We start from the raw sequence: 26,695 nt of genomic DNA, 5'->3' as shown, positions 1-26,695 counted from the left end.
GCGTTCAAAAAACGATGACCGTAACGGGCCCGGCTTCGCGCCGGGCCCGTTACGGCGAAACCTCATTCCCAAGGTTCAGGAACCACAGCATGGCCAGGCAGAAAGAGCTCAAGCTCTACCGCAACATCGGAATCATTGCACACATCGACGCGGGCAAGACGACCACGACCGAGCGCATCCTGTACTACACGGGCAAGAAGCATCAGATCGTCGACGTCCACGACACCAAGGACGGCAAGGGCTCGACCACGACGGACTACATGGAGCAGGAGCGCAAGCGCGGCATCACGATCCAGTCGGCCGCGGTCTCCGCGGAGTGGAAGGGCCATCAGATCAACGTCATCGACACGCCGGGGCACGTCGACTTCACGATCGAGGTGAACCGCTCGCTGCGCGTGCTCGACGGCGCGGTCGTCGTCTTCGACGGCGTTGCCGGCGTGGAGCCGCAGACCGAAACCAACTGGCGCCTGGCCGACCAGTACAATGTGCCGCGCATGTGCTACGTCAACAAGATGGACCGCATCGGCGCGAGCTTCAAGAATGCCGTCGACGGCATCCGCAACCGTCTCGGCGCGAACGTGGTCATCTGCGAGGTTCCGCTCGGCAGCCACGACGACTTCATCGGCATCGCCGATCTGGTCGCCAACGTCGGCTACATCTGGCTGGGTGACGACAAGGACAGCAAGTGGGAGACGATCCCGCTCGACCAGGTCGCCAGCCATCCGAAGGTGCAGGCGTTCACCACGGCCGCCGACAAGGAGTGGGTCGCCAACCTGTTGTCCCTGCGCGAGGCGAGCATCGAGGCCGCCGTCGAGATGGACGATGACGCGATGGAAGCCTACCTGTCCACCGGCGAGGCGCCGGCGCTGGAAACGCTCAAGGCCTGCATCCGCAAGGGCTGCGTCGCCGGCAAGCTGGTGCCGGTGTTCTGCGGTTCGTCGTACCGCAACAAGGGCGTGCAGCACCTGCTGGACGGCGTCGTGGACTACCTGCCGTACCCGGGCGAGAACGGCGGCATCTCGATGGTCGACGAGGACGGCAACATCGTCGGCGAGCAGCAGGTGACCGACGATGCACCGGCGCGCGCGCTGGCGTTCAAGGTCATCAACGACCAGTTCGGCACGCTGACCTTCACCCGCATCTACTCGGGCGTCATCAAGAAGGGCGACACGCTGCTCAACGCCACCCGCGGCAAGAAGGAGCGCATCGGCCGCATCGTCGAAGTGCAGGCGAACTCGACCAAGGAAATCGACGAGGTGCGCGCCGGCGACATCTGCGCGTTCGTCTCGCTGAAGGAAACCGAGACCGGCGACACGCTGACCGATCCGGGCTCGCCGGTGCTGCTGGAGCGCATGCGCTTCCCGGACCCGGTGATCAGCGTCTCGGTCGAGCCGAAGTCGCGCAACGACGTCGACAAGATGTCGACCGCCCTCTACAAGATGGTCAAGGCCGACCCGTCGCTGAAGCTCGAAGTCGACCAGGAAACCGGGCAGACCGTGCTGAAGGGCATGGGCGAGCTGCACCTGGAGATCACCATCGACCGCATGCGCACCGAGCTCGGTGTCGAGGCGAACATGGGCAAGCCCAAGGTCAGCTTCCGCGAGGCGTTCGGCGGTGTCGTCGAGCACACCTACACGCACAAGAAGCAGTCCGGCGGCTCGGGCCAGTTCGCCGAGGTGAAGATGATCTTCGAGCCGGGTGAGCCGGGTTCGGGCGTCGTCTTTTCCGACGAGGTCGTCGGCGGCCGCGTGCCGCGCGAGTACATCCCGGCCGTGGAGCACGCGATCGAGGTCGAGTCGCGCGAAGGCCAGATCGCCGGCTACGAGGTCGTCGACTTCAAGGCGCGCCTGATCGACGGCAAGTACCACGACGTCGACTCCTCGGCGCTGGCATTCGAGATCGCCGGCCGTGCCTGCTTCCGCGAAGCGCAGAAGATGTCCCGGCCGAAGCTGCTCGAGCCGGTGATGAGCCTGGAAGTGGTCACCGAGGCCGATTACCTCGGCGACATCATCGGCGACATGAACCGCCGGCGTGGCTCGGTCAGCGAACAGGGCCAGCGCGGTCCGCAGGCGTTCGTGAAGGGCTTCGTGCCGCTCGCGGAAATGTTCGGCTACATCAACTTCCTGCGTTCGGCGACCAGCGGCCGCGGCAACTTCTCGATGACGTTCGACCATTACGAGGAAGTGCCGGCGAACCTCGTCGACAAGCTGATGGAAAAGGAAGCCAAGTAACGGCCCCTTGCGGTGCGCCACGCAGGTGGCGCACCGCCGATACCGGAACGGCACCGATCGGCGGTACGATCGGTGCCGTTTTTTCATTCGGAGGCGCCATGAGGACTGTGCCGGGAAGAATGGCGGTCGCCCTGCCCCACCCGGCCGCCGGTCGCCGGCCCGCCAACGGGTACGTCGCATGAGCCTGCGCACCGTCACCGTGACCCGGTACGTCACGCCGCTGCGCGAAGGCGGCTCGCTGCCGGCCGTGGTCGAGGCGGACGACCTCGGGCTCTACGTTCTCAAGTTCCGCGGCGCCGGCCAGGGCCCGAAGGCGCTGATTGCCGAACTGCTGGCCGGCGAGATGGCCCGCGCCTGCGGCCTGCCGGTACCGGAGATCGTCCTGGTCGATCTGGACCCGGAACTGGCGCGTACCGAGCCGGACCCCGAGATCCAGGATCTGATCCGCGCCAGCGCCGGCCTCAATCTCGCGCTCGACTACCTGCCGGGCGCCGTGGCGTTCGATCCGGTGGCGTGGCAGCCGTCGGCCGATCTCGCTTCGCGCATCGTCTGGTTCGACGCCTTCACGACCAACGTGGACCGCACCCCGCGCAACACCAACCTGTTGGTCTGGCATCGCCGGCTGTGGCTGATCGACCACGGTGCGGCGCTGTACTTCCACCACGCCTGGGACGATCCGCAGGGGCGCAGCCGGCAGCCGTTCGTGCCGATCCGCGACCATGTACTGCTGCCGTATGCCTCGGACATCGCCGCGGTCGACGCCGAGATGACGGGTCGCATCACGCCCGCGCTGATCGAGGACCTGGTCACCTGGATTCCCGAATCCTGGCTCTGCGGCGACACGCCGTTCGCCGATCCCGAGGCGCACCGCCGGGCCTATGCCGACTACCTGCTGCGCCGCCGCGAGCAGCCGCATGCCTTCGTGGAGGAAGCGATCCGTGCACGATCGGCAGCTCTATGACTATGCCCTCGTTCGGGTCGTGCCGCGGCCCGAGCGCGGGGAGTTCGTCAACGCCGGCGTGATCGTGTCCTGCGGTGCGGCGAAGTTCCTGCAGGCGCGCATCGAACTGGACGAGGCGCGCGTGCGGGCGCTCGATCCGCGGACCGACATCGACCCGATCCGCGATCATCTGCGCAGCATCCCGCTGATCTGCCTCGGCGGCGAGGCCGCCGGACCGATCGGCCGGCTGACCCAGCGCGAGCGGTTCCACTGGCTGGTCGCGCCGCGCAGCGCGGTGATCCAGACCTCCCCGGTCCATACCGGCTACTGCCGGTCTCCCGGGGATGCCCTGGAGCGCCTGCTGGCGACGATGGTCCGCTGCGGCTGAAGAAACCGGTCCTTCCACGTCGCGCACGGCCTGCGCGGCATGGACGACACCAGGGTGTGTCATCAATCAATACCTCCACCCACCTGCGTGACCGGAATCGAGACTGCCACGGCTTTGAAGATCCCGTTCAAGACATGCAGCATGCCCTCACCCAGGCCGCTCCAGTCCCGATCGACGACAAGCTTGCGATCTGGATGACGAGTTGATGTCACTCGGCGCAGCAACTCCGCATCCCACGCCAGCACACCCGTGCCGGGCCAGCACCAGGCGACCATGGACAGCGCACAGCGTGTGCTGCTCGCCAACGGCCAGGAATCCATCGAAATCCCGGACTTCGATCCCGCTCCGGTCGTCAAACTGTTCGCGCCGGGTGCGGGCGCGACTGGGTTGCCGACCCAGATTGATTCCGAAGGACCAAGAAAATTTCTTTGTTAAGAGCCGATAGGCCAACCGATGATCTTGTCGCAAACCGAGTACGCGGAATATTTCCACGGCTATCACATCATCGATTGCGTGGTCCGGGATAGGAATACTCTCTACTGGACACTTCTTTCGACTTACGACGACTCAAAGCCTGCGCCACCAACCCACGAAAGAGCCACCAGCATCGTCTCGTGCTTTCTAGACGAGCCGGAGGATGCCTGGGGCTGGACACGCATGACGGGGATGTCCCTCATGAAAGCCGGAGCCTCGCTTGAGCCGGATTCCCGATTCGTCGGGGTTGACCTCGCCGGCCATGTTTACGTCATTGGCGGGGGTGAGAATCGCTTGGAGAAAGATGTTCCAAATGGAAAACTGGAAGCGTCCAGAGGCGCCATAACGCGGCTAAAGACTCTGTTCGGCCGCCTTTATGCTTGCGGAGGCCTGCGCAGCCTATGCCATCGTGATGGAGCGGAAAGCTGGTTGGCTGTCGGTGGAAACCCGCCACTACCGTCAAGAAAGGAAGTCGACAATCGAGTTTGCGGCTTCAATGACTTCGACGCGTTTTCGATCGATGACATTTATTGCGCGGGTGACCGAGGTAACGTCTGGCACTGGAACGGCAAAACATGGCGCCGCGTGGACTTCCCCTCCAACATGTACCTGGAATCCGTGTGCTGTGGCAGCGATGGCTATGTCTACATCGGTGCCCAATCCGGCAACGTCTGGCGTGGCCGCGATGATCGCTGGGAACTCTTCCACGAAGACAGTCTGAGCCTGCCATTCATGGACATGGTCTGGTTCGCCGATACGCTTTGGGCGACCAGCGACTACGGCCTGTGGCAGTTGCGCGCCGGCAAGATCGTCAAAGCCGACGTGCCCATTGCGATCAGCAACTCCAGCGGCAACCTCTCCGTCAACGATGGCGTGATGCTATTGTCCGGCGACTACGGCGCTGCGTTGCACGACGGCAACGAATGGATGCTCTTGTTCGATCTGGCGACGCTTCGCTCCGAACACGCCAAGAAGCCAGCGTAACTCGATGAGGATGGGTGGCATCCCGATTTCTGCCAGCCGACCCCTGCAACAACGGACCTACCGCTACCGCGCTGGCATCTCCTGGCGCGGCCTGCCTGCGCACCTTGGCGACTTTCGCGTGGTGCATCGGCGTCACGCGCGCTGGAGCAAGACCGGTGCATGGAAGCGCGTGTTCAAGGCCCTGGCGCAGGATGCGGGCAACGAATACGCCATGATCGACGCCACCATCGTGCGAGTCCACCAGCGCAGTGCCGGTGCGAAAAGGGGGCTGGCCATCGGGCGCTGCCGCGGCGGGCCGAGCACCACGATCCACGCCACGGTCGATGCCCTGGGCAATCCGACGGGCTTTCACCTTACGCCTGGACAGGTACACGATCTTGAGGGGACCGCAGGAGGGCATTGACGGATGACACCTCCTAGTCGCTCAACCGGTGCGACGCAGGTGGTTGTCCCAGGCCAGGGTCGACGATGCGCCACGGACCTGCCGCGGGACGCCGGTGGTCATCGTCTCGCTGATCGCACCATGGCCGTCGCTGACGAGGAAGCGGCCGGGCCCGGCGGCGGCGACGCCACAGCCGTCGGCGATCGGGGTCGTCCCCAGGCAGCGGCCGCTCGCCGAATCCCAGTATGCGACCAGGCCGCCGACCGGACTCGACGTCGCGATCACGCGGCCGCCGGCGTCGGCAGCGACCGATCCGACGTAGTTGCGCAGCCCGGCGAGTACGTCGTCGGGACCGGCGTACAGGCGCGGCGCGCTGCCGCGCCGGTGGCAGCCGACCAGGGGCGGACGATCCTGCGCCGGCCCGGAGTACTGGCAGCCGAACCACACCGCGCCGCCGGCATCGAGGGCGAGGTGGCGGATCGAAAGCTGGTACAGCGCGGGTTCCAATGCCGCCGTTTCCAGTACGCGGCCGTCGCGCACGTCGACGTAGGCCAGTGACGGCGCCATCGTGTCGAGGTTGAGTTCGCGCTTGCCGTAGTCCGGATGCGTCAGGATGCCGCCGTTGGCTACGCACAGCGTGCGGCGATCGGGCATCAGCACCACCTCGTGCGCACCGATGCCGGCGCAGTCGAACTCGCCGATACGGCGCCAGCGGCCGCCGCGGCTGGCGTCGTACACGCCGACGACGGCACGCCCTTCCTCGTAGGCGTTCTCGGTGGCGTAGAGCAAGGCGCCATCGGCCGAAAACGTCCCATGCCCGAAGAAATGACGGCCTTCCGGCAGCGGCAGCGGTTCAGCGGCGCCGGTCTCCAGGCCGAAAGCGAGCGCGAAGAAGCCGGGCTGGCGGCCGAAGGCGACCGCACGGCCGCGTGCGGCGTCGATCGCGAAGCTGTGACCGCGGTCCGGCAGCGCCACGGTCCGCAGGTCCTGCCCGTGTGCATCGACGATGACCGCTTCGTAGCGGTCGTTGCGCCGGCGTGCCGCCAGGAAGCGGGGCTCGGGCGCGGCGGCCAGCGCCAGCATCGGCGCGGCCGCGACCAGCCCGAGGAAACCGCGCCGGTCAATCGCCATCGAACGCGTTGAAGCCGATGTTGACGCCGAGTGCCGGCGCCAGGAACGCGTCATTGATGTCCTGGAGGTTCTTGAGCTGGAGCATCGCCAGCTCGATCGCGGCGCGTGCCTCCGGCTCGGTGAGCGCCCGATCCAGCGGCAGGGGCACGGCGTCCAGCCCCTGGGCGATGCGGGTCGCCTCGTCATGGAAGGCCGCCGACACCCAGCGCGCGTCCGCTGCGAGCGTTTCGCCGAGCCTTCCGGCATCGAGGAAATCGCGCATGCCGGTCACCGTGCCGCTCAGCAGGCGCGCCGTGGCCCCGCTGCGCCACAGCGGCAGGCGCTGGCCACGGGCGCTGTCCGGACCGGTGCCCAGGGCCGGTGCCAGCTTGATGTCGCGTACGAACTGGATGCCGCCGGAGAGCGCCTTGACGCCTTCGGCAGCCACCTCCGCCGGCGTGCGATACAGGCGGTTGCCGGCCGCCGGCCGTGCGAACTCGCGCGCGAACGTTCCCTCCGTGCTCCAGCCATGTGCGATCTCGCCGGCGGTCCGACCGAGCGTCCGTGCGACCGCCCGGGCATAGGCGCAGCGATAGCGCCCGGCGGCGTCGTCGCGGCCGATGACGTCGGCGGCATCGGTGGCGAACAAGGCATGGTCCAGGGCAGGCAGGCCCTGCACCGCGACGCTGCGCGCCGCGAGCGCGCCCTCCTCCAGCACCGCAGTGTCGGCGGCGGCCAGCAGTGCGCCGACCTGCTTCTGGACCAGGCCGCGCGGATCGGGAAAGAACGCGAACCGCTCGAACCGGTTGGCCTCGACCAAGGGCCCGAAGCGCAGGAACTCGATCCGCCCCCAGGCCTGCGCCAGCGCGCCCACGCGCGTGCGAACGGCCTCGTACGCGGCGGCGTCGCCCGGGGCGGCACAGTAGGCGCTCAGCGCCGTGTCGACGGCACCGGCCGCCTGCACCAGGGCGGCGGCCTGCGGACGCACGTAGCCGTCGATCCAGCGCTGGCCCAGATCCGCCGGCGGCGATGCGGCGCGCACGGTGCCGGCCGGCAGCACCGCGAGTACGACGAGCAGGAGGCTCCAGGCGCTCTTCATAGCGACTCCACGAAACGGATCAGGTCGGCACGCTGTGCCGGGCTCAGGCCGACGACACGGTCACGCGCCGCCTGGGCCTCGCCCCCGTGCCAGAGGATCGCCTCGAGCACGCTGCGGGCGCGGCCATCGTGCAGGAAGGTCGCCCGCGGCTCCACCGTGGTCGCCAGGCCGATCCCCCACAGCGGCGGCGTGCGCCACTCGCGGCCGCCGGCGTCGCCTTCCGGGCGCCCGTCGGCCAGGCCCTCGCCCATGTCGTGCAGCAGGAAGTCGCTGTACGGCCAGATCAGCTGGAAGCGGTGCTCCGCAGCGGGCGCGTCACGGCGGGTCACGAACTTGGGTACGTGACAGGCGGTGCAGCGTGCCTCGTAGAACAGCCGCTTGCCGGCCAGCACGCGCGCATCGTCCGGCGCGCGGCGCGCCGGCACCGCCAGGTGGGAGGAATAGAACGCCACGAAGTCGAGCAGCTCGCCGGATATCTCGTGCGGCCCGAACGCCGGTTGCGCACCGTGCGGCAGCGACCGGCAGGCGCTCTGGCCGGCGCTGCAGTCGCCCCAATGGTCGGGCAGCAGCGGCGTGGAAAGCCCCATGTCGCCGGAGAACGCATGCGCGGCCTGCTGCCGGACGTCGGGCTGGCCGCCCTTCCAGCCGAACCGCCCCAGCACGAGCCGGCCGCTACCGGCATCGCGCACGCGGCCCACCTTGCCGACGACGCCGTCGGGATCGCCGCGCCGTGCGGCATGGGCAAGGATGTCGTCCTCGTGGATCGCCTCGACCAGGCCGAGCCCGATCATCGGCGGCGCCAGGCGTGGCGACAGCAGCGCCTGCTCGTGCAGCGGCCCGTAGCCGAGGTCCACGATCCGGTAGCTGGGCCGTCGCAGGACGACCGTTTCCCCGCCGGCCAGGGCGACCGGCTGCTCGCTCCAGTCGATCCGCAGCTGGCCCTCGGCGGCGAGACCCGGCACGGCGAAGTTCTGCAGTTGCGTGCCGTAGGTCGGCTCGGCGATCACCGCGGCCTGCCGCTCGGCGATGCGGCGCTTCTCCTCGACGGTCCGCGGCGGTATCGAAAGCCGCAGGAACAGCGAGACAGCCGGTTCGCCGGGCACCGGCACGACACCCCGGCCGTCCTTCAGATGACAGCCCTGGCACGAGCGCGCATTGAACAGCGGACCGAGCCCGTCCGAGGCCTGGGTCGAGGACGGCGCGGATACCCAGTCCTTGCGGAACAGGCCATTGCCGATCGCGAACCGCTGGCGTCCGGCGAAATCGAGATTGGCCGACGGAAACGAGAAGATGTCGCGGGTCAGCGGCTTGTCGCGCACCGTCGCCGCACCGGCGGGCAGCGACTCGAAGGCTTCCGGCACGGAGAAGTCGGTGGCGGGCGCGACGATGGCCCGGACGCGCTCGCGGTCGGCCGGCGACAGGTCGCTGCGGGCGGGCGGCGCCGAGGCGCCGGCCGCGGCCAGCACCGGCAGCAGCAGGCAGGCTGCCGTCCGGCGCCGCCATCGTGCCCTGCCGGCAGCGACCAGGGGCGACCGTGCCATGCCTATTCGAAGACCGCCGCCGGCCGGTCGAGGCTGTCCGAGCCTTCGATGTCGATGCGGCCGATGCCGAGCGCGGTGACGACCCGCTCGATCGAGCGGGTCTGGTCGATCAGGCGGTCGATCGCCGTCTGGATCACGGCGTTGCCCTCGGCATTGCCCTCGCCGAGCATCTGGTCGTAGCGCTCGCGGCTTTCGGCACGCCGGACCAGGGCCGTCATCGCCGTGATGGTGGCGTCGAGCCGTGCCCGCATTTCCGCGTCGAGCGCCGGGTCCTTGGCCTTGACCAGGTCCGACAGCGACGGCCCCTGCACGGTCTTGCCGTCGGGCCGCCGGTAGCGGCCGAGGTAGACGTTGCGGATGCCGACCTGGTTGTAGAAATGCGAGTTGTGGGTGTTGTCGGAGAAGCAGTCGTGTTCCTCTTCCGGGTCGTGCAGGATCAGGCCGAGCTTCATCCGCTCGCCGGCCAGCTCGCCGTAGGAGAGGCTGCCCATGCCGGTCAGCATCGAGGCCAGGCCGGCCTGGGTCGCGTGGGCTCGCGCGGCACCGCCCGTCTTCCAGTCCGCGACCGCCTCGGCGAGGTCCTCAAGCAGCAGCGCCATGGCGGCCTTGAGGTAGTCGACGCGCCGCTGGCAATGGCCGCCGGTGCAGCGCTTCGGGTCGAAGTCGGTGGCGGGACGATCGCCGGCGCCGGCACCGGTACCGTTGAGGTCCTGCCCCCAGAGCAGGAACTCGATCGCGTGGTAGCCGGAGGCCACGTTGGCCTCGATGCCGCCGATCTCGTGCAGGGTGTCGGCCAGCAGGGCCGGTGTGATTTTCCTGGCGTCGATCTCGCGGCCGCCGATGCGCGGGCGCGGATTGGCGATGATGTTGGCCGCGTACCAGGCATTGGCGTCCGACTCGCTGCCGTAGGCGGCATCGACATAGTCGATCAGGCCCTCGTCGAGCGGCCAGGCGTTGACGCGTCCTTCCCAGGCATCGACGACCGGATTGCCGAAGCGCAGCACCTCGGTCTGCATGTACGGCACGCGCGCGTCGATCCAGGCCTTGCGCGCGGCGGCCAGGGTCCTGGCATCGGGTGTTTTGGCCAGGGTGTCGATCGCCTTGGACAGCGTGCGCGCGTCCTTGAGCGCATCCTCGTAGCCGGCCAGCGCGATCGCCGCATACGTGGCGACTACCGCCTCGCTCGACGGGGCCGGCGCGGCGGCGGGTTCCGCGGCGAGCGGCGGCAGTGCGACGGTCAGGGCCGCCAGGCACAGCGCCGGCGATAGGCGAAACAGCATTCGCATGGGTATCCTCGGCCGGTTGGGACATGCGCGAGGCGACGGCACGCGCGAAGCCGGCCGATTGTAAACGATAGGCATTCGCAGGGCGAAACCGCTTCGCGGACGGCACGGTGGCCACTGGCCCGAGCCGGCACCGCCAGGCGCCGAGGCGGCGGCGCAAACCCGCGCGCGGCGCGGCTATCATGATGCCTTTCCCCCGTTCGGATCCGCCATGCCGGCAGCGATACAGATCGATCGACGCGGTTCGGCCGCCTACCTCGTCCTCGACCGCCCCGGCGTGCACAACGCGTTCGATGCCGCGCTGATCGCCGAGCTGACCGCCGCGCTCAAGTCGCTCGATGCCGACCCGGCCGTACGCGCGGTGGTGGTGACCGGTGCCGGCGCTACCTTTTCCGCCGGCGCCGACCTCAACTGGATGCGCAGCATGGCGGCCGCCGACGAGGCCGAGAACCGTGCCGATTCGCTGCGCCTGGCGCAGCTGATGCGCACGCTCAACTTCCTGTCCAAGCCGACGATCGCGCGCGTCAACGGCTCGGCCTACGGCGGCGGCGTCGGGCTGGTCGCCTGCTGCGACATCGCGGTCGGTGTCGAATCGGCCAAGTTCTCGCTGTCCGAAGCCAAACTCGGGCTGGTTCCGGCGGTCATTTCTCCGTACGTATCGGCCGCCATCGGCGTTCGCCAGGCGCGGCGCTATTTCGCCAGCGCCGAGGTGTTCGACGCCGCCGAGGCCGCACGGATCGGCCTGCTGCACGAGTGCGTCGCCGCCGAGGCGCTCGACGCCACCGTGGAGCGCCTGTTGCACATGCTCGGCAAGTGCGGCCCGATCGCCCAGGACGAAGCCAAGCGGCTGGCGCTGCGGGTGGCCGGCATCACGCGTGACGGCGCCGAGCAGGCCGATCGCGAGAACGCCGCGCTGATCGCCCGGCTGCGCGTCTCGGCCGAGGGCCAGGAGGGCCTGACCGCGTTCCTCGACAAGCGTGCCCCGGCCTGGGCCGGCCGGGAGTGACGATGCTCGATCACGTCGGCTTCTCGGTTTCGGACTTCACGCGCAGCCTCGCGTTCTACCAGCGCGCGCTGGCGCCGCTCGGCATCGGCCTGGTCATGCAGGTCGATGCGGCGCAGACCGGCGCCGGCAACCATGCCGGCTTCGGTCAGGCCGGCAAGCCGTATTTCTGGATCGGCGACGGTGCCGACGCAACACGCGGCCCCGTGCACGTCGCGTTCGCGACGACCGACCGCGCCGCTGTCGACGCGTTCCACCGCGCCGCGCTGGCCGCCGGCGGCGTCGACAACGGCGCGCCCGGGCTGCGGCCGCACTATCACCCGCACTACTACGGTGCCTTCGTGCTCGACCCGGACGGCCACAACGTCGAAGCGGTCTGCCACGCAGCGGAATGAAGGATTCCCCGACCATGTTCGAATCGCTCCTGATTGCCAATCGCGGCGAGATCGCCTGCCGCGTGATCCGCACCTGCCGGCGCCTGGGTATCCGCACCATCGCCGTGTACTCCGAGGCCGATGCCGATGCGCAGCACGTGCGGCTGGCCGATGCCGCCTATCCGATCGGGGGGCCACGGCCGGCCGAGTCGTACCTGCGCGGCGATGCGATCATCGAGGTGGCGCGGCGAGCCGGCGCCCAGGCGATCCATCCCGGCTACGGCTTCCTGTCGGAGAACGCCGATTTCGCCGATGCCGTCGAGGCGGCCGGCATCCGCTTCGTCGGCCCCTCCGGCCCCTCGATGCGCAAGATGGGCTCCAAGGCCGGCGCCAAGGAGCTGATGAGCGCCCACGGCGTGCCGGTAGTGCCCGGCTACACCGGCGAGGACCAGGATCCGGCCCTGCTCGCGCGCGAGGCCGAGCGCATCGGCTTCCCGCTGATGATCAAGGCGGCCTATGGCGGCGGCGGCAAGGGCATGCGCATCGTGCGCGACGCCGCGACCTTCGCCGAGAACCTGGCGTCGTGCCAGCGCGAAGCGAAGAACGCCTTCGGCCGCGACCGCGTGCTGCTTGAACGCTACGTCGAGCGGCCACGCCACATCGAGTTCCAGGTGTTCGGCGACACGCACGGTACGGTCGTGCACCTCAACGAACGCGAGTGCTCGGCGCAGCGGCGCTACCAGAAGGTGCTGGAGGAAACGCCCTCGCCGTTCGTCTCGCCGGAATTGCGCACGCGCATGGGCGAGGCCGCCGTCGCGGCCGCCCGCGCGCTCGACTACGTCAACGCCGGGACGGTGGAGTTCATCGTCGGCCAGGACGGCGGCTTCTACTTCATGGAGATCAATACGCGGCTCCAGGTCGAGCATCCGGTCACCGAGCTGGTCACCGGCCTGGACCTGGTGGAGCTGCAGCTGCGGGTGGCCGCCGGCGAGGCCCTGCCGGCGGCGCTGCGCGACGGACCGGTGGTGCCGAACGGCCACGCGATCGAGCTGCGCCTGTACGCGGAGGATCCGGCCCAGGGCTTCCTGCCGGGGTCCGGCACGCTCGAGCGCCTGCGGCTGCCGCCGCCCTCGCCGCACGTGCGCATCGACTCGGGCGTCGTCGAAGGCGACACGGTCACCATCTTCTACGACCCGATGATCGCCAAGCTGATCGTCTGGGACACCGACCGTCCCGGCGCGCTGCAGCGCATGCGCGATGCGCTGGCCGAGGTCGACATCGCCGGCCCCAAGTCGAACGTCGCCTTCCTCGAACGCCTGGTGCGCCATCCCGTCGTCGTGGACGGCACGATCGACACCGGCTACCTCGACCGCCATCTCGATGCGTTCGTCGACGTCGATCCGGCCACCGATGCGCCGGCGCTGCTGGTGGCCGCGGTCGCCACCCTGCTGGAGGAGGAACAGCAGGCGGTCGCGCGCGGCGCCGAAGGCACGGACCCGCATTCCCCGTGGAGCCGTGCCGACGGCTGGCGGCTCGGCCATCCCGGCAAGCGCATCGTCGCGTTGCTGCGCGACGGCCACCGGCACGAGCTGGTCGCGCACGGTGCCGGCGGCCGCTACCGGATCGAGGCGGCCGGCGCCGTGGTCGAGGTGGCGGGCGCCCGGCTGGCCGACGGCCTGCTCAGCGCGCGCTACGACGGCGTCATGCGCCGGCACCGCGTCCTGTCCGCCGGCCGTCGCCTGGCCGTGCACGACGGCGAACGCCGGGTCCACTTCGACCATGCACCGGCGTTCGCCTATGCGGCGAGCGCGGCGGCCGTCACCGATCGCGTGCTGGCCCCGATGCCCGGCCGCATCGTCGGCGTGCGGGCCAGCGTCGGCACGAAGGTGGAGGAAGGCGACGAGCTGCTGGTCATGGAGGCGATGAAGATGGAGCTGACCTTGCGCGCGCCGCGCGCCGGCACGATATCCGCGGTACAGGCGGCCGCCGGCGACTTCGTCGAAGCCGACGCCGTCCTGGTCCGGTTCGAGTGAGAAACCCGCCATGACCCTGCCCAGCCACGTCCGCATCGTCGAGGTCGGCCCACGCGACGGCCTGCAGAACGAGAAGACCATCATTCCCGCGGCGACGAAGATCGCGCTGATCGACCGCCTTTCCAGGACCGGCCTGCGCTCGATCGAGGCGACCAGCTTCGTCAGTCCCAAGTGGATCCCGCAGCTGGCCGACGCCGCCGAGGTGTTCGCCGGCATCGACCGCCGGCCGGGCATCCGCTATCCGGTGCTGGTGCCGAACGAGAAGGGCTACGACCGCGCCCGCGAGGTCGGTGCCGACGAGGTCGCGGTGTTCACCGCGGCGTCCGAAGCCTTCAACCAGCGCAACATCAATGCCTCGATCGACGCGTCGATCGAGCGTTTCGTGCCGGTGCTCGAGCGCGCGGCCGCCGACGGCGTGCAGGTCCGCGGCTACGTGTCGACCGTACTCGGCTGCCCCTACCAGGGCGAGGTGCCGGTGGCCGACGTGGTCCGCGTGGCCCGCCGCCTGTACGAGCTGGGCTGCTACGAGATCTCGCTGGGCGACACGATCGGCATCGGCACGCCGGCCAAGGCCCGCGCGATGCTGCACGCGGTCGCGGCCGAGGTTCCGATCGAGGCGCTGGCCGTGCATTTCCACGACACGCGCGGCCAGGCGCTGGCCAACATCCTGGCCTGCCTCGAAGAGGGCGTCGCCGTGGTCGACAGCGCGGTGTCCGGCACCGGCGGCTGCCCGTACGCCAACGGCGCGACCGGCAATGTCGCCAGCGAGGACGTCGTCTACATGCTCGAAGGCCTCGGCATCACCACCGGCATCGACCTCGACCTCCTGATCGATACCGGCCTGTGGCTGTCGCGCCAGCTCCAGCGCGAGACCTCGAGCAAGGTGGCGCGCGCGAGCCGGCCCGACGGCTGAGCCGGCGCGACGCCAGGCCCTATACTCGCCTCCCCCTACGCCCTGCGGATCCCTTCGATGCCCGCGCATATCGCCCCCGACCGCACCCGCGGCCTGATCATCGCCTGCGGCGAACTGGCCGGCGACGAGCGCTCCGCCGGGCTGCTGACGCGCCTGCTCTCGTTCGTCGGCGTGCATCCGCGCATCGCCCTGCTGACCGCGCCGGACACGGCGTCCGACGACGACCACTGGCTGGAGCCGGCCCTGCTGGCGGCCGGCGCGGGCGAGGTGCGCATCCACTCGCTGCGGGCGCGGGCGGACGCGATGAATCCGCGCCTGCTCGACGCGATGGACCATGCCGACCTGATCGTGATCGGCCCGCATGCGCCGCTGCGGCTGACGACGCTGATCGGCGGCACCCAGCTCGCACGCAGCCTGCGCCGGCGCAGCGCGGACGGCGTCGCCGTCGGGGCGATCGGTGCTTCCGCGGCGATCCTTTCCGAGCACATGCTGATGCACGGCGCCGAAGGCGCCACGCCGCGCCAGGGCGGCGTGTCGCTGGCGCCCGGCCTGGGGCTGACCAATCGCGTGGTCGTCGATCCGGGCGGCTCGGCCAGCGACCGCCTCGGCCGCCTGCTGACGGCTCTTTCGCTCAATCCGTTCGCGCTCGGCCTGGGGATCGACGGCTGCACGGCGGCCGTGATCGGGCCCGACAACGTGCTCGACGTGATCGGCGTGGGTGGCATCACGATCCTCGACCCCGCCGAGATGGAAGACTCCAACGCCGCCGCGGTCAGCGACGGTGCCCCGATCCGGATCACCAACATGCGCCTGCACGCGCTGACCGGGGGCACGCGCTACGACCTGGACTTCCGCCGCGCGGTGACCTGACCGGCCGCGCGGCGACGCGCCGGGGCTTTCGTGAAGCCGGCTCCGCGGCCCGGCGGGCCGCATGCGCGCACTGCACGTGACGGGCCGCGCCGCTACAATGCGCGCCTTTGCGCGGCCCGCCGCGCGGTAGCCCATAGCACGCTCTAGGAGGTTTCCATGCAGCTCGATCAGGTCAGGGCCGTCATCACCGGCGGCGTATCCGGTCTGGGTTTCGCCACGGCACAGCACCTGGTCGCCCGCGGCGGCAAGGTCGCCCTGTTCGACCTCAACGACGACAAGGGCGGCGAGGCCGTCGCCGCGCTCGGCAGCGACAAGGCCAACTACTTCCGGACCGACGTTTCCGACGAGGCCGCCGTCACCGCCAGCGTCGCCGCCGCCCACGCCTTTCTCGGCGGCCTCAACGTCGCCGTCAACTGCGCCGGCATCCTCGGCGCCGGCCGCGTCCTCGGCAAGGACGCGCCGATGCCGCTCAAGCAGTTCCAGTCCACCGTGATGGTCAACCTGGTCGGCTCGTTCAACGTGGCCAAGGCCTGCGCGGACCTGATGCAGCACAACGGTGCCGGCGAGGACGGCGAGCGCGGCGTCATCGTCAACACCGCGTCCGTCGCGGCCTTCGACGGCCAGATCGGCCAGGCGGCCTATTCCGCATCGAAGGGCGGCGTGGTCGGCATGACGCTGCCGATGGCGCGCGAGCTGGCGCGCTTCGGCATCCGCGTCGTGACGATCGCGCCCGGCATCTTCTGGACGCCGATGGTCGACGGCATGCCGCCCCAGGTGCAGGAGTCGCTGAGTGCGTCGATCCCGTTCCCGCAGCGGCTCGGCAAGCCCGACGAGTACGCCGACCTGGTCGCCTACCTGCTCGGCAACCGCTACATCAACGGCGAGACGATCCGCCTGGACGGTGCCGTCCGCCTGGCGCCGAAGTGACCTCTTTTCCAACCGTTCCGAGCCTTCCATGAAAGCCTACGAAATCAAGCGCGGCAACGTCGTCGAGCACGACGGCAGGGTCTGGCAGATCCGCGACATCGAGCGCAGCGCACCGCAAGGGCGCGGCGGCAACGTCACCTACCGCTTCGTCATGTACAGCGTTCCCGGCGCCCAGAAACTCGACATCTCGCTGCGCGCCGACGACGACCTCAAGGAAACCGAACTGACGCGCCGGGCGGTCAGCTATTCCTACAAGGACGGGGATGCCTTCGTGTTCATGGACAGCGAGGACTACACGCAGTACACGCTGGGCCCGGAAACGGTCGGGGACGCGGCCGGCTACATCGTCGACGGCATCGAGGGCTGCTTCGTGCAACTGATCGACGACGCGCCGGTCGCCCTGCAGCTGCCGCAGACCGTCGTCCTGGAAGTCGTGGACACCGCACCGGAGCTCAAGGGCGCCAGCGCGACCAAGCGGGCGAAGCCGGCGACGCTGTCGACCGGCCTGGAAGTACAGGTGCCCGAGTACATCACCACCGGCGAGAAGGTCTACGTCAACACCGTGACGGGCGAGTTCTCCGGACGCGCCTGACGGGCCGCACTCACCCGCTGGCGCGCCGCTGCGCCAGCCAGCGGCGCGCCATCCGCGCCAGCGAGGCGTCGGTCCCGGGGTCGCCGGCGAGCGCATCCACCTCGCGCCAGGCCAGGGCCAGCGATTCGGGGCTGACCGCGAACGCCTCCGTGCCGGTCGCGTGCACGACGAAGCGCACGTCGTAGTGCCAGTGCCCCGGCTCGGCCCCGCGCGCGGGGATCCAATGGCGGTCCAGGTCGAAGATCGCCGGCTCCACCCGAAGGTCCGGCAGGCCCGACTCCTCCTCCGCTTCGCGCAGCGCGACGCTGGCCAGGTCGCGCTCGCCGTCGGCGTGGCCGCCCAGCTGCAGCCAGCGTCCGAGCTTGCGATGGTGGGTCAGCAGTACGCGGTGGCCGTCGCCGCTGACCAGCCAGGCCGAGCCGGTGAAATGGCCGTCCGGGTTCGAGCGCTCGAAGCAGGCCCCGCCCGCCAGCAGGAACCGGCGAAAGTCCTCGGCGGCGGTCCGGTCGCCGCCGTTCCGGACATGGGCGTCCAGTGCCCGCAGCAGGGGCTCGTCTTCGGTGTTCATGCAAGGGTTCGTCGGAGAACGGGGAATGGCGGCCGGGTAGACCGGCGGCCGCGCATCATCGCAGGCTTCGCGCCGGGTTTCTTCCCCCGGCCACGCGCGTCACCGTGCCGGTACGTTGCGGTCAGCCTTGTGCTCGGCAATGTGCTTTGGCAAGGTTGCAGCGCCGCCGCCGGCCCCGGTGCCCATCGCTCGCCCTGTTGCCGGCCCAATTCTGCGTCCTCGAGGGGGAAAGCTACATGTCGAAAGGCCTTTTCATCACCAAGCCGGTGCAGGCTGCGCCGCACGTGGACGCCGGGGAACCGGTCGAAGGCAGCCTGCAAGGAGAGGCCACCCTCAAGCGAACCCTGACCGCCCGCCAGCTGACGATGCTCGGCATCGGCGCCGTGATCGGCGCCGGCATCTTCGTGCTGACGGGCCACGCCGCCGCGGAACACGCCGGTCCGGCGATCGTGCTGAGCTTCGTGCTGGCGGGCATCGCCTGCGGCCTGGCGGGCCTGTGCTACGCGGAGTTCGCCTCGATGCTGCCGGTCTCGGGCAGCGCCTACTCCTATGCGTACGCCACGCTCGGCGAGTTCGTCGCCTGGTTCATCGGCTGGAACCTGGTGCTGGAGTACCTGTTCGCCGCCTCGACCGTCGCGGTCGGCTGGTCGGGCTACTTCAACAGCCTGCTGACCAGCCTCGGCATCGGCCTGCCGGCCTCGCTCTCCACGGCGCCGCTCAACGTCGTCGACGGCAGCATCGTCTACACCGGCGGCCTGTTCAACCTGCCCGCGGTCGCGATCGTCGCGGCGATCAGCTGGCTGTGCTACGTCGGCATCACCCAGTCGGCCTTCGTCAACTCGATCATCGTCGCGATCAAGGTCGTCGTGATCCTGCTGTTCGTCGCCTTCAGCCTGCAGTTCGTCAACCCGGACAACTGGGTGCCGTTCGTTCCCGAGAACCAGGGCCCCGGCCGCTACGGCTTCGACGGCATCGTGCGCGGTGCGGCGGTGGTGTTCTTCGCCTACATCGGCTTCGACGCGGTCTCCACGGCGGCCGGCGAAGCGAAGAACCCGCAGCGCGACATGCCGATCGGCATTCTCGGCTCGCTGCTGATCTGCACGATCATCTACATCATCGTCTCCGCCGTACTGACCGGCCTGCTGCCGTACACGCAGCTCGGCACGCCCAAGCCGGTCGCCACGGCGCTGGAAGCCTACCCGTCCCTGCTCTGGCTCAAGCACGTCGTCGAGATCGGCGCGATCGCCGGCCTCAGCTCGGTGATCCTGGTCATGCTGATGGGCCAGCCGCGCATCTTCTACGCGATGGCGCAGGACGGCCTGCTGCCGGCGATCTTCAAGCGCGTACACCCCAAGCACCAGACGCCACACGTCGGCACGGTGATCGTCGGCGTGGTCGCCTGCCTGCTGGCCGGCTTTCTGCCGATCGGCCTGCTCGGCGAGCTGGTCTCGATGGGCACCCTGCTCGCCTTCGCGACGGTCTCGGCCGGCGTGCTGGTGCTGCGGCGGACCCAGCCCTCGCTGCCGCGCCCGTTCCGCGTGCCGCTGGCGACCGCGGTCTGCCCGCTCGGCGTCGTCGCCTGCCTGTACCTGTTCTGGCAGCCGTTCCGCGAGCACTGGCCGCTGATGGTCGGCTGGACCATCGTCGGCTTCGTGATCTACTTCGGCTACGGCTACCGGCACAGCAAGCTGCGCAACGGCGCCTGACACGACAGGACGAAGCCGGCACCGTGCCGGCTTCGTCGTTCCGGAACGCCAGCAGGCGCAAGGGGAACGTTCAACGATGACTTCCAGCAGCCGCAAGATCGGCCCGGTGCTGGCGACCTTCGTCGTCGCCAACAACATGATCGGCTCGGGTTTCTTCCTGCTTCCGGCCTCGCTGGCCCAGGTCGGCGGCGTGACCGCGCTGAGCTGGCTGCTGGGCACCGTGCTGGCGGTGATCCTCGGCAGCGCCTTCGCGCGGCTGGCGCGCGACTACCCCAACCTCGAATGCCCGGCCGACTACGTCCGCCCGGCGCTCGGGCGCGATATGGGCTTCCTGGCGACGACGCTCTACTGGCTGTCCTCGTGGATCGGCAACAACGCCATCGCGGTCGCCGCCTTCGGCTACCTGGTGACCCTGCTGCCGCTGGCCGGCAACGAGCCCGCGGTCCAGGTCGCCGGCCAGGTCACGCTGATCTGGCTGATGTACGCGATCAACCTGCTCGGTCCCAAGCAGGTGGCGCGCTTCCAGTCGCTGTGCGTCGTCGTCGGCCTGACGCCGGTCGCGGTGATCCTGCTCGGCGGCTGGACGCAGTTCGATCCGGCCCTCTACGAGACCGGCTGGAACGTGTCGGGCCGTTCCGACGCCGCGGTCGTGTTCAGCTCGCTGGCACCGATCTTCTGGGCCTTCGTGGGACTGGAAACCGGTGCGATGGTCGCCGGCGTGGTGCGCGATCCGCAGCGCAACGTGCCGCTGGCGACGATCACCGGCATCCTAGTCGCCGGCGTCGTCTACCTGGCGTCCTCGGTGCTGGTGATGGGCATCGTACCGAGCGCCGAGCTGGCCGCATCGAGCGCACCGTTCGCCGTCGTGGCGGGCCGCATCTTCGGGCCGTGGGCGATCCCGATCATCGCGGCGGCCGCGGCGCTGAAGGCGACCGGCACGCTCGGCGGCTGGATGCTGGTCACCGGTGAATCGGGGGCGCGTGCCGCCCAGCGCGGCTACCTGCCGGCCGTGTTCGGCCGCCTGCGCCCCAACGGGGCGGCCGCCTGGGGCCTGACGCTGATCGCGCTGGCGATGACGGCGATCGCCTTCCTGACCCTGGCGCCGACCGTCGGCGGCCAGTTCCAGACGATCATCGAGATGGCCGTGCTGCTGGTGACGATGGCCTACGTCGCAGCGGGCCTCAGCCTGCTGCTGGGGACACCGGAGCGACGCCCGGCACCCAGCGACCGCCTGCTCGGCGCCGGCGCCCTGCTCGCCTGCGCCTTGCTGCTGCTGTCCTCGCCCGGGCGCATGCTGGTCGGGGCCCTGGTACTGGTGGCCCTGGCCTGGATCGGCTACCGGATCTCGCTCCGGTCCCGCTGACCGCCCGGGGCGGCCGTACCGTCCGGCGGCTGCGCGTCCGGCGCCTGGGAAGCGGCAGGCCGCTCGGGCGCCTCGGACTCGGCATCGCCCGCCGGGTCGCCGCCGCCGGCTGAATCGCGCAGCGCCTGCGACAGCGCCTTCTTCACCGGCGCGCCCATGTCGGCCAGGCTCTGCACCTGCAGGATCACCGAGCCCTTGCCGCCCTCGGTCAGCCGCCGCAGCGCCGACGCCTGGGCCCTGCGGGCCTTGTCGAGCTGGTTGGAGGCGTCCTCCAGCTCAGTGACCAGGGTCGCGAGGTTGTCGTGCAGCAACGCCGCGCGGCGTGCCATCTCGGTAGCATTGTCGTTGCGCTGCTGGATCCGCCACAGGTGGCGTACCGTGCGCAGCGTCGCCAGCAGCGTACTCGGGCTGACCAGCGAGATGTTCTTCGCCAGCGCGTAGCCGTAGAGCGCGTCGTCGGTACGCACGGCCTCGATGAAGGCCCCCTCGATCGGCACGAACAGCAGCACGAAGTCCAGCGTGCGCAGGCCGGCGATCGCGCTGTAGTCCTTGGCCGACAGGCCGTCCACGTGACGGCGCAGCGAGGCCACGTGCTCGCGCAGCGCCTGCTGGCGCCCGGCATCGTCCGGCGCGGCGACGAAGCGTTCCCAGGCCAGCAGCGAGACCTTCGAATCGATCACGATGTCCTTTTCGTCCGGCAGCCGCACGATCACGTCCGGACGCTGGCGCCCGCCCAGCTCGGACTGGAAGCTGGCCTGGGTCTCGTACTCGCGCCCGGCCTGCAGGCCGGCGGTTTCCAGCAGGCGCTCGAGCACCAGCTCGCCCCAGGCGCCCTGGGCCCGGTTGTCGCCGCGCAAGGCGCGCGTGAGGTTCACCGCGTCCTGACTGATGCGCTGGTTGAGATCCTTGAGCGTACGGATCTCCTGCGTCAGCATGCCGCGCTCGCGCTGCTCGCTGGCATGGGTCTGGGTCACGGCCTCGCGGAATTCGCGCAGCTGCAGCTTGAGCGGATCGAGCAGCCCGCCCAAGTGCTCGGCGTTCTGCTCGCGGAAACGCTCGGCCTTGGCGTCGAGGATCTGCTGGGCCAGGTTCTGGAACGCCTCGCGCAGGCGCTGCTCGGCCTGGTCGAGCAGGGCCAGCTTCTCATCGGCCTGGCGCGCCTGCTGGCCGGCGGCGGTCCGCGTCTCGGCGAGCTCCACCGAGGTCTGCGCCAGCCGTGAACCGACCTGCTCCAGATCGCGGCGCAGCTCCGCCGACTGGCGCGCGAGCTGCTCGGCCTGGGCGCGGTGCGCGGCGCCCTGGGCGGTGGACAGGTGCAGCCGCTGCTCGACCTCGCCGGCCTCGCGCCGGGTCTGCTCCAGGCGCTGGGCCAGCTCGTGGACGCGGTCCTCCAGGGCCGTGCGCTGGCCGGCCAGGGCGACGAGCTCGGTCTCGCGGCTGCGGGCACCCTCGGCGTGGCTGTCGCGCAGCCAGCCGCGCGACAGCGCGAAGACCAGGCCGCTCCCGAGCGCCAGCCCCGCGATCGCCGCGAGCGCGAGGTACGCCGCCACTGCGCTATCCATCGTCATTGCCACCCTGCACCGTCATCGGGGCGTCATCTTCGCAGGATCGCGTCTCATCCGGCGATACGGCATATCCAAACAAGCACCGCTCATGTCGCCGGCCGCCGTGATCGCGCGTACGCGCCCTTGCCGGTCCACCGGCCGAAACGCGACGGCAACGACCGTCCGGTATAGTGCACCCACCCGAATTTGGCCATCCGTTTGCCGTGACCGCACTTCCCTACGACAGCGCCGCCCTGGAGCGGTGCGCCCGCCAGATCGCCAGCGCCGGCCGCGACCTGGCCGCACTCGGCTGGACGCCCGCCACCAGCAGCAACTTCTCGATGCGCCTCGACGACCGCCACGCGGCGGTCACCGTCTCGGGTCGCGACAAGGGCCGGCTCGACACCGGCGACGTCATGGTCGTCGATCTCGACGGCCGGCCGGTGGCCACGGCACACCGCCCCTCGGCCGAAACCGCCCTGCATACGCAGATCTACCGGCGTTTCCCGACCGCCGGCGCGGTCCTGCACACGCACTCGCGTGTGCAGAGCGTCGCCTCCCGGCTGTATGCGGGCGAGGGACGGGTGCGGTTCGAGGGCTGGGAGCTGCAGAAGGCGATCGCCGGCTACACGACGCACGAAAGCGTACTGGACCTGCCGGTGTTTCCGAACACCCAGGCGATGGACGAGCTGGTCGGTCGCGTCGACGCCTGGCTCGACGCCGGCACGCCGCTGTACGGCTACCTGATCGACGGCCACGGCATCTATACCTGGGGCGTTGACATGGCCGAGACCCGCCGCCATCTGGAGGCCTTCGAGTTCCTGCTCGCTTGCGAACTTGACCTGAGGAGATTGTCCCGATGAGCCAGTTGCGCATCTTCGACGAGGGCGACGGCGGCGCGCCGCTCGCCACGATCGGCGACCATGCCCAGATCGCACGCGAGCTGGGTGCCGTCGGCGTGCGCTTCGAGCGCTGGGAAGCCTCGCGGCCGATCGCGCCGGGCGCCAGCCAGGACGAGGTCATCGCCGCCTACAGCGCCGACATCGAGCGCCTGAAGAACGAGAACGGCTACCAGTCGGTCGACGTCATCAGCCTGACGCCCGAACATCCCGATCGCGCCGCCCTGCGCCAGAAGTTCCTCAACGAGCACACCCACAGCGAAGACGAGGTGCGGTTCTTCGTGGCCGGCGCCGGCCAGTTCACGCTGCACCTGGACGGCAAGGTCTACGACGTGCTCTGCGAGGCCGGCGACCTGATCGGCGTGCCGGACGGGACGCGGCACTGGTTCGACATGAGCGAATCCCCCTACTTCGTCGCGATCCGCCTGTTCACCAACAAGGAAGGCTGGATCGCCAACTTCACCGGCGACGACATCGCCCAGCGCTTCCCGCGCATGACGCCGCGCCCGCCGGCAGCGGCCTGAAGCGGACGGCCGGGCGCCGACGGCCCGCCGTCCGGCGGGCCGTCATTCACTTCAGGTCGGTTCGAAACCGCTGACGAACAGCGTGTCGTCGCGGACCAGCAGCTGCTGGCGCACGGCAGCGCCACCGTCGGCCACGACCGGTGCCATGCGCACGACGCGCCAGCCGGCCGCGGCCAGTTCGGGCACCGTCCGGTTGCCGGCCTGCGGACAGGCGAACACCGTCGCATTGGTCGGCGGCGCGGCGCCGGGCGGCGTCTGCGCGCTGTAGCAGATGTCGGTGCGCGCCGCTGCCTGCACGCCGGCGGCCGCCAGCAGGCCGGCCAGCACGAGGCCCGCACGGCGCGCGATGAACGAGGCGGCCCGGTTCACGGCTTCTGGATGATCAGCTGCGCGGTGACGTTCGGGAACGTCGGATCGCCGCCCGGCGTGGTGACCGGCGTCATCTGCACGACCTGCCAGCCGAGATTGGCCAGTTCCGGCACGGTGCGGCTGCCGGCCTGCGGGCAGTTGAAGACGGTCGTGTTGTCCGCCGGCGGCGGCATCGGAATCGAAGGCAGGCTCGGGCCGTAGCAGATGTCCGCCTGGCCGGCTTGCGCGACCGGGACCGCGACGAGAGCGAATGCCGCGACGGCGGCGACGGGATTGAGCTTCATGGTGACTCCGGTTTTTCAGGGGGCCGCGACCTTAGCCATCGTGCGTGACGCTGGCAAGACCACCGCTCCGTCTCCGAGGACGAACGACACGTTCGCGCGGACAGCCGTTCACCGCGCCTGCTACGCTTCGGAGACTCCCCCCTTCAGGACCGGCCATGTCCGAAATCCGCGCCATTCTCACCGACATCGAAGGCACCACCAGCTCGATCGACTTCGTCAAGGACGTCCTGTTTCCGTATGCACGCACGCGGCTGCCCGCCTTCATCAGTACCCACGCCGACCATGCCGACGTCCAGCACTGGCTGCACGAAGCCGCCAAGGAAGCCGAGCTGGTCTCGGCGTCGCAGCAGGAGCTCATCGACCTGCTGCAGCACTGGATCGACGTGGACCGCAAGTCCACGGCGCTGAAGGCGCTGCAAGGGCTGATCTGGCAGGAAGGCTACGTGGCCGGCGAATTCCGCGCGCACGTCTATCCGGAGGTGGCCGCGCGATTGCGCCAGTGGCGTGCGGACGGCATCCGCCTCTACGTCTATTCGTCCGGCTCGGTACCCGCCCAGCAGCTGTTCTTCGGCCATAGCGAGGCCGGCGACCTGGCACCGCTGTTCGCCGGCTGGTTCGACACCGAGACGGGCCCGAAGCGGCTGTCGACATCCTATGCGCGCATCGCCGAGGCGATCGGTGAGCAGCCCCAGCACATCCTGTTCCTGTCGGATGTCGTCGAGGAACTGGATGCCGCACGCGCTGCGGGTTTCCAGACCACGCTGCTGGCACGGCCGCCGATGGCCTGCCCGGCCGAAGCCCCGCATCCGTGCGTGACCGACTTCGACGCGATCGTCCTGGGGTGAATGCGCTCGGCGCCAGCCTGGTACAGGGCATACGCGTTGCCTTGCTGCGCCGGCCGCGCGGCAACCTGGCCGCGGCCGGTGCCGGAACCTTCCTGGCGGCGGCGTTGCTGTACGTGCTGGCCCTGGCGGGCCTCGCGGCGCTGGAGACGCCGGCGCCGCGCATGTTCAGTTCCTACGGGGTTGCGCCCTTGCTCGCCGGCGTCGTGCTGGTGCTGGCGGCCGCCTGGCTGCTCGCGTGGCAGGCACGGCGCCCGGCGATCGTCTGGGGCGTCGCGGCGATCGTCCTGGCCGCGGATCTGGCGTTGGAACTGGCATACCGGCCGCTGTCGTGGCTGGCCGCCAGCCTGACCGGGCCGGGCCGGACCTGGGTCTTCGCCGCGGCGGCGTGGCTGTTCATCGCGTGGACGGCGGCTGCGCTCTATGCACTGGCCAGGCACCTGGGCGGCGACCGGCGGCTGCATGCGCTGGCGGCGGCGGTCGCCGGCTGTTTTCTTCTGGTGGCCGCCGGGTGGTACCTGCCCGCCCCACCGCTGTGGTACGCCCAGCCGGACGGCGAGGACGGGACCGGCCTGCTGCAGGTCAGCGCCGAACGCGTCTTCTACGATCAGGCGCGGCTGGTCGACGAAGCCCTGGGGCGGATCGCCCCGCAGCGCCCCGGCACGATCGATCTCTACGTCGTGGCGTTCGCCGGCGACGGAACCGAACGGGTCTTCCGCAACGAGGTCGAGCATGCCGAGCGCCTGTTCTCCGAGCGGTTCGGCGCCGAGGGCCGCGTCCTGGTCCTGGCCAACGCTCCGGACACGGTCCAGACGCGGCCGCTGGCGACGCTGGGCAACCTGATCTGGGCGCTGGACGGAATCGCCGCCAGGATGGACCCCGCCGAGGACATCGTGCTGGTGTTCCTGACCAGCCACGGCAGCGCAGACCATCAGCTGCAGGTGGATCTGCCGCCGCTGCCGCTCGACGCGATCACGCCGGCCGACCTGGCCGACGCACTGGCGACCGAGCCGGCCATTCCATGGAAGGTGCTGGTCGTGTCGGCCTGCTACTCGGGCGGTTTCGTCGAGGCGCTGCGCAGCGATTCGACCCTGGTCATGGCGTCCGCGCGGGCCGATCGCACCTCGTTCGGCTGCGGCGCGGATGCCGACATCACCTACTTCGGCCGCGCCTTCCTCGACGAGGCCCTCAACCAGACCACGTCATTGACCGAGGCGTTCGAGCTGGCCCGCCGTGCGGTCGAGACACGCGAGCGGGACGAAGGCATCGAAACCGGATCGGAGCCCCAGATCGCAGGCTCGCCGTCCATCGAAGCCCATCTGGAGCGCTGGCGCAGCCAACTGGTCGCCGGGCCACCCGTCCGCTTCGATCCCTCGCGCACCGCAGCCGGACCGGCGAGGATCGCCGTCCGCGACCACGACTAGGCGCTGCGGGCGGCGGCCTGCCGCCCGC

27 protein-coding genes and 1 pseudogene are annotated in these 26,695 nt (G+C 69.9%); 19 read left to right on the top strand and 9 right to left on the bottom strand.

What is annotated here, in order from left to right; all coding sequences use genetic code 11:
- Nucleotides 1-89 precede the first annotated feature (89 nt).
- From fusA to I596_RS08940, 3 genes are all read left to right on the top strand, one after another.
- Nucleotides 90-2,231: an elongation factor G gene (gene fusA, locus I596_RS08950; protein WP_067646651.1), complete on the top strand. Its 2,142-nt coding sequence runs from the start codon at nucleotides 90-92 to the stop codon at nucleotides 2,229-2,231.
- 184 nt (nucleotides 2,232-2,415) lie between these two features.
- Nucleotides 2,416-3,192 (top strand): HipA family kinase, encoded by a 777-nt coding sequence (locus I596_RS08945; protein ID WP_067651668.1) that lies wholly within the window; start codon nucleotides 2,416-2,418, stop codon nucleotides 3,190-3,192.
- Complete coding sequence (locus I596_RS08940; protein WP_067646648.1) at nucleotides 3,170-3,559, top strand: DUF3037 domain-containing protein; 390 nt, start codon at nucleotides 3,170-3,172, stop codon at nucleotides 3,557-3,559. The genes I596_RS08945 and I596_RS08940 overlap by 23 nt, the downstream gene beginning before the upstream one ends.
- 62 nt (nucleotides 3,560-3,621) lie before the next feature.
- Here the strand turns inward: I596_RS08940 and I596_RS18465 are convergent, their stop codons facing one another.
- Complete coding sequence (locus I596_RS18465; RefSeq protein WP_190279037.1) at nucleotides 3,622-3,879, bottom strand: hypothetical protein; 258 nt, start codon at nucleotides 3,877-3,879, stop codon at nucleotides 3,622-3,624.
- Here I596_RS18465 and I596_RS18080 point away from each other — a divergent pair.
- The 3 genes and pseudogenes from I596_RS18080 to I596_RS18075 all read left to right on the top strand — a co-directional run.
- Nucleotides 3,833-3,994 (top strand): DUF2958 domain-containing protein, encoded by a 162-nt coding sequence (locus I596_RS18080; RefSeq protein WP_150132088.1) that lies wholly within the window; start codon nucleotides 3,833-3,835, stop codon nucleotides 3,992-3,994. The two genes, I596_RS18465 and I596_RS18080, sit on opposite strands and share 47 nt — an antisense overlap.
- 18 nt (nucleotides 3,995-4,012) lie before the next feature.
- On the top strand, nucleotides 4,013-5,017 hold the full coding sequence (locus I596_RS18960; protein ID WP_223303942.1) for a WD40/YVTN/BNR-like repeat-containing protein: 1,005 nt from the start codon (nucleotides 4,013-4,015) through the stop codon (nucleotides 5,015-5,017).
- 4 nt (nucleotides 5,018-5,021) lie between these two features.
- Nucleotides 5,022-5,402 (top strand): annotated as a pseudogene (locus I596_RS18075) (IS5 family transposase); the annotation flags it as partial.
- Between the two features lie 39 nt (nucleotides 5,403-5,441).
- Here I596_RS18075 and I596_RS08925 read toward each other — a convergent pair.
- From I596_RS08925 to I596_RS08910, 4 genes are read right to left on the bottom strand one after another with little or no spacing between them, the layout of a single operon-like run.
- Nucleotides 5,442-6,530 carry a DUF1513 domain-containing protein gene (locus I596_RS08925; RefSeq protein ID WP_067646641.1) on the bottom strand — a complete coding sequence of 363 codons (1,089 nt, stop codon included), beginning with the start codon at nucleotides 6,528-6,530 and terminating at the stop codon, nucleotides 5,442-5,444.
- Nucleotides 6,520-7,608, bottom strand: a complete 1,089-nt coding sequence (locus tag I596_RS08920) for an imelysin family protein (RefSeq protein WP_083965474.1) — start codon at nucleotides 7,606-7,608, stop codon at nucleotides 6,520-6,522. The genes I596_RS08925 and I596_RS08920 overlap by 11 nt, the downstream gene beginning before the upstream one ends.
- Nucleotides 7,605-9,149, bottom strand: a complete 1,545-nt coding sequence (locus tag I596_RS08915) for a di-heme oxidoreductase family protein (protein ID WP_083965473.1) — start codon at nucleotides 9,147-9,149, stop codon at nucleotides 7,605-7,607. The genes I596_RS08920 and I596_RS08915 overlap by 4 nt, the downstream gene beginning before the upstream one ends.
- Before the next feature lie 2 nt (nucleotides 9,150-9,151).
- Nucleotides 9,152-10,429, bottom strand: a complete 1,278-nt coding sequence (locus tag I596_RS08910; protein WP_223303941.1) for an imelysin family protein — start codon at nucleotides 10,427-10,429, stop codon at nucleotides 9,152-9,154.
- A gap of 214 nt (nucleotides 10,430-10,643) precedes the next feature.
- Between I596_RS08910 and I596_RS08905 the strand changes: the two genes are divergently transcribed.
- From I596_RS08905 to efpL, 7 genes are all read left to right on the top strand, one after another.
- Nucleotides 10,644-11,438, top strand: coding sequence for an enoyl-CoA hydratase-related protein (locus tag I596_RS08905; RefSeq protein ID WP_067646635.1), 795 nt, complete (start codon nucleotides 10,644-10,646; stop codon nucleotides 11,436-11,438).
- Nucleotides 11,439-11,440: 2 nt separating this feature from the next.
- Complete coding sequence (locus I596_RS08900) at nucleotides 11,441-11,830, top strand: VOC family protein (RefSeq protein ID WP_067651659.1); 390 nt, start codon at nucleotides 11,441-11,443, stop codon at nucleotides 11,828-11,830.
- A gap of 14 nt (nucleotides 11,831-11,844) precedes the next feature.
- On the top strand, nucleotides 11,845-13,842 hold the full coding sequence (locus tag I596_RS08895) for an acetyl/propionyl/methylcrotonyl-CoA carboxylase subunit alpha (RefSeq protein WP_067646632.1): 1,998 nt from the start codon (nucleotides 11,845-11,847) through the stop codon (nucleotides 13,840-13,842).
- 10 nt (nucleotides 13,843-13,852) lie between these two features.
- Entirely contained in the window at nucleotides 13,853-14,755 is a 903-nt protein-coding gene (locus I596_RS08890) for a hydroxymethylglutaryl-CoA lyase (RefSeq protein WP_067646629.1), read from the top strand.
- Nucleotides 14,756-14,812: 57 nt separating this feature from the next.
- Nucleotides 14,813-15,625 carry a cyanophycinase gene (locus I596_RS08885; protein WP_067646626.1) on the top strand — a complete coding sequence of 271 codons (813 nt, stop codon included), beginning with the start codon at nucleotides 14,813-14,815 and terminating at the stop codon, nucleotides 15,623-15,625.
- Between the two features lie 156 nt (nucleotides 15,626-15,781).
- On the top strand, nucleotides 15,782-16,552 hold the full coding sequence (locus I596_RS08880; RefSeq protein WP_067646623.1) for an SDR family NAD(P)-dependent oxidoreductase: 771 nt from the start codon (nucleotides 15,782-15,784) through the stop codon (nucleotides 16,550-16,552).
- A 28-nt stretch (nucleotides 16,553-16,580) separates the two neighbouring features.
- Complete coding sequence (gene efpL / locus I596_RS08875) at nucleotides 16,581-17,144, top strand: elongation factor P-like protein EfpL (RefSeq protein ID WP_067646620.1); 564 nt, start codon at nucleotides 16,581-16,583, stop codon at nucleotides 17,142-17,144.
- 10 nt (nucleotides 17,145-17,154) lie between these two features.
- On the opposite strand, the gene I596_RS08870 is transcribed toward efpL, so the two are convergent.
- Nucleotides 17,155-17,712: an NUDIX hydrolase gene (locus tag I596_RS08870; RefSeq protein WP_067646617.1), complete on the bottom strand. Its 558-nt coding sequence runs from the start codon at nucleotides 17,710-17,712 to the stop codon at nucleotides 17,155-17,157.
- Between the two features lie 236 nt (nucleotides 17,713-17,948).
- On the opposite strand from I596_RS08870, the gene I596_RS08865 reads away from it, so the two are divergent.
- Nucleotides 17,949-19,418, top strand: a complete 1,470-nt coding sequence (locus I596_RS08865; protein ID WP_067646615.1) for an amino acid permease — start codon at nucleotides 17,949-17,951, stop codon at nucleotides 19,416-19,418.
- Nucleotides 19,419-19,494: 76 nt separating this feature from the next.
- The gene (locus tag I596_RS08860) at nucleotides 19,495-20,781 is read left to right on the top strand and encodes an amino acid permease (protein WP_067646612.1); all 1,287 of its coding nucleotides are present in this window, start codon (nucleotides 19,495-19,497) and stop codon (nucleotides 20,779-20,781) included.
- Here the strand turns inward: I596_RS08860 and I596_RS08855 are convergent.
- Entirely contained in the window at nucleotides 20,754-22,349 is a 1,596-nt protein-coding gene (locus I596_RS08855; protein WP_067646609.1) for a DNA recombination protein RmuC, read from the bottom strand. The two genes, I596_RS08860 and I596_RS08855, sit on opposite strands and share 28 nt — an antisense overlap.
- Nucleotides 22,350-22,549: 200 nt before the next feature.
- On the opposite strand from I596_RS08855, the gene I596_RS08850 reads away from it, so the two are divergent.
- Nucleotides 22,550-23,188, top strand: coding sequence for a methylthioribulose 1-phosphate dehydratase (locus tag I596_RS08850; protein ID WP_067646606.1), 639 nt, complete (start codon nucleotides 22,550-22,552; stop codon nucleotides 23,186-23,188).
- Nucleotides 23,185-23,748 (top strand): 1,2-dihydroxy-3-keto-5-methylthiopentene dioxygenase, encoded by a 564-nt coding sequence (locus tag I596_RS08845; RefSeq protein WP_067646603.1) that lies wholly within the window; start codon nucleotides 23,185-23,187, stop codon nucleotides 23,746-23,748. Before I596_RS08850 ends, I596_RS08845 begins: the two co-directional genes overlap by 4 nt.
- A 51-nt stretch (nucleotides 23,749-23,799) precedes the next feature.
- On the opposite strand, the gene I596_RS08840 is transcribed toward I596_RS08845, so the two are convergent.
- Nucleotides 23,800-24,117: a hypothetical protein gene (locus I596_RS08840; RefSeq protein ID WP_067646600.1), complete on the bottom strand. Its 318-nt coding sequence runs from the start codon at nucleotides 24,115-24,117 to the stop codon at nucleotides 23,800-23,802.
- Entirely contained in the window at nucleotides 24,114-24,401 is a 288-nt protein-coding gene (locus tag I596_RS08835; RefSeq protein ID WP_067646596.1) for a hypothetical protein, read from the bottom strand. Before I596_RS08835 ends, I596_RS08840 begins: the two co-directional genes overlap by 4 nt.
- 155 nt (nucleotides 24,402-24,556) lie before the next feature.
- Here I596_RS08835 and mtnC point away from each other — a divergent pair, with 155 nt between their 5' ends.
- Both mtnC and I596_RS08825 read left to right on the top strand, forming a co-directional pair.
- On the top strand, nucleotides 24,557-25,246 hold the full coding sequence (mtnC, locus tag I596_RS08830) for an acireductone synthase (RefSeq protein ID WP_067646593.1): 690 nt from the start codon (nucleotides 24,557-24,559) through the stop codon (nucleotides 25,244-25,246).
- Nucleotides 25,243-26,667: a C13 family peptidase gene (locus tag I596_RS08825; protein WP_067646590.1), complete on the top strand. Its 1,425-nt coding sequence runs from the start codon at nucleotides 25,243-25,245 to the stop codon at nucleotides 26,665-26,667. Before mtnC ends, I596_RS08825 begins: the two co-directional genes overlap by 4 nt.
- The last annotated feature ends 28 nt before the right edge of the window (nucleotides 26,668-26,695 follow it).

Source organism: Dokdonella koreensis DS-123 (genome assembly GCF_001632775.1).
Lineage (GTDB): Bacteria > Pseudomonadota > Gammaproteobacteria > Xanthomonadales > Rhodanobacteraceae > Dokdonella > Dokdonella koreensis.
This window is presented reverse-complemented; position numbering and strand designations above follow the sequence as displayed.

Bases quoted from the DNA above. Each gene is read 5' to 3' on its own strand.
- I596_RS08845 (WP_067646603.1), top strand. From the start codon at position 23,185: ATGAGCCAGTTGCGCATCTTCGACGAGGGCGACGGCGGCGCGCCGCTC.
- I596_RS08920 (WP_083965474.1), bottom strand. From the start codon at position 7,608: ATGAAGAGCGCCTGGAGCCTCCTGCTCGTCGTACTCGCGGTGCTGCCG.
- I596_RS08870 (WP_067646617.1), bottom strand. From the start codon at position 17,712: ATGAACACCGAAGACGAGCCCCTGCTGCGGGCACTGGACGCCCATGTC.
- I596_RS08910 (WP_223303941.1), bottom strand. From the start codon at position 10,429: ATGCTGTTTCGCCTATCGCCGGCGCTGTGCCTGGCGGCCCTGACCGTC.
- fusA (WP_067646651.1), top strand. From the start codon at position 90: ATGGCCAGGCAGAAAGAGCTCAAGCTCTACCGCAACATCGGAATCATT.
- I596_RS08865 (WP_067646615.1), top strand. From the start codon at position 17,949: ATGTCGAAAGGCCTTTTCATCACCAAGCCGGTGCAGGCTGCGCCGCAC.
- I596_RS08855 (WP_067646609.1), bottom strand. From the start codon at position 22,349: ATGACGATGGATAGCGCAGTGGCGGCGTACCTCGCGCTCGCGGCGATC.
- I596_RS08900 (WP_067651659.1), top strand. From the start codon at position 11,441: ATGCTCGATCACGTCGGCTTCTCGGTTTCGGACTTCACGCGCAGCCTC.
- I596_RS08835 (WP_067646596.1), bottom strand. From the start codon at position 24,401: ATGAAGCTCAATCCCGTCGCCGCCGTCGCGGCATTCGCTCTCGTCGCG.
- I596_RS18465 (WP_190279037.1), bottom strand. From the start codon at position 3,879: ATGGATTCCTGGCCGTTGGCGAGCAGCACACGCTGTGCGCTGTCCATG.
- I596_RS18080 (WP_150132088.1), top strand. From the start codon at position 3,833: ATGGACAGCGCACAGCGTGTGCTGCTCGCCAACGGCCAGGAATCCATC.
- mtnC (WP_067646593.1), top strand. From the start codon at position 24,557: ATGTCCGAAATCCGCGCCATTCTCACCGACATCGAAGGCACCACCAGC.
- I596_RS08860 (WP_067646612.1), top strand. From the start codon at position 19,495: ATGACTTCCAGCAGCCGCAAGATCGGCCCGGTGCTGGCGACCTTCGTC.
- I596_RS18960 (WP_223303942.1), top strand. From the start codon at position 4,013: ATGATCTTGTCGCAAACCGAGTACGCGGAATATTTCCACGGCTATCAC.
- I596_RS08895 (WP_067646632.1), top strand. From the start codon at position 11,845: ATGTTCGAATCGCTCCTGATTGCCAATCGCGGCGAGATCGCCTGCCGC.
- efpL (WP_067646620.1), top strand. From the start codon at position 16,581: ATGAAAGCCTACGAAATCAAGCGCGGCAACGTCGTCGAGCACGACGGC.
- I596_RS08905 (WP_067646635.1), top strand. From the start codon at position 10,644: ATGCCGGCAGCGATACAGATCGATCGACGCGGTTCGGCCGCCTACCTC.
- I596_RS08925 (WP_067646641.1), bottom strand. From the start codon at position 6,530: ATGGCGATTGACCGGCGCGGTTTCCTCGGGCTGGTCGCGGCCGCGCCG.
- I596_RS08880 (WP_067646623.1), top strand. From the start codon at position 15,782: ATGCAGCTCGATCAGGTCAGGGCCGTCATCACCGGCGGCGTATCCGGT.
- I596_RS08885 (WP_067646626.1), top strand. From the start codon at position 14,813: ATGCCCGCGCATATCGCCCCCGACCGCACCCGCGGCCTGATCATCGCC.
- I596_RS08915 (WP_083965473.1), bottom strand. From the start codon at position 9,149: ATGGCACGGTCGCCCCTGGTCGCTGCCGGCAGGGCACGATGGCGGCGC.
- I596_RS08890 (WP_067646629.1), top strand. From the start codon at position 13,853: ATGACCCTGCCCAGCCACGTCCGCATCGTCGAGGTCGGCCCACGCGAC.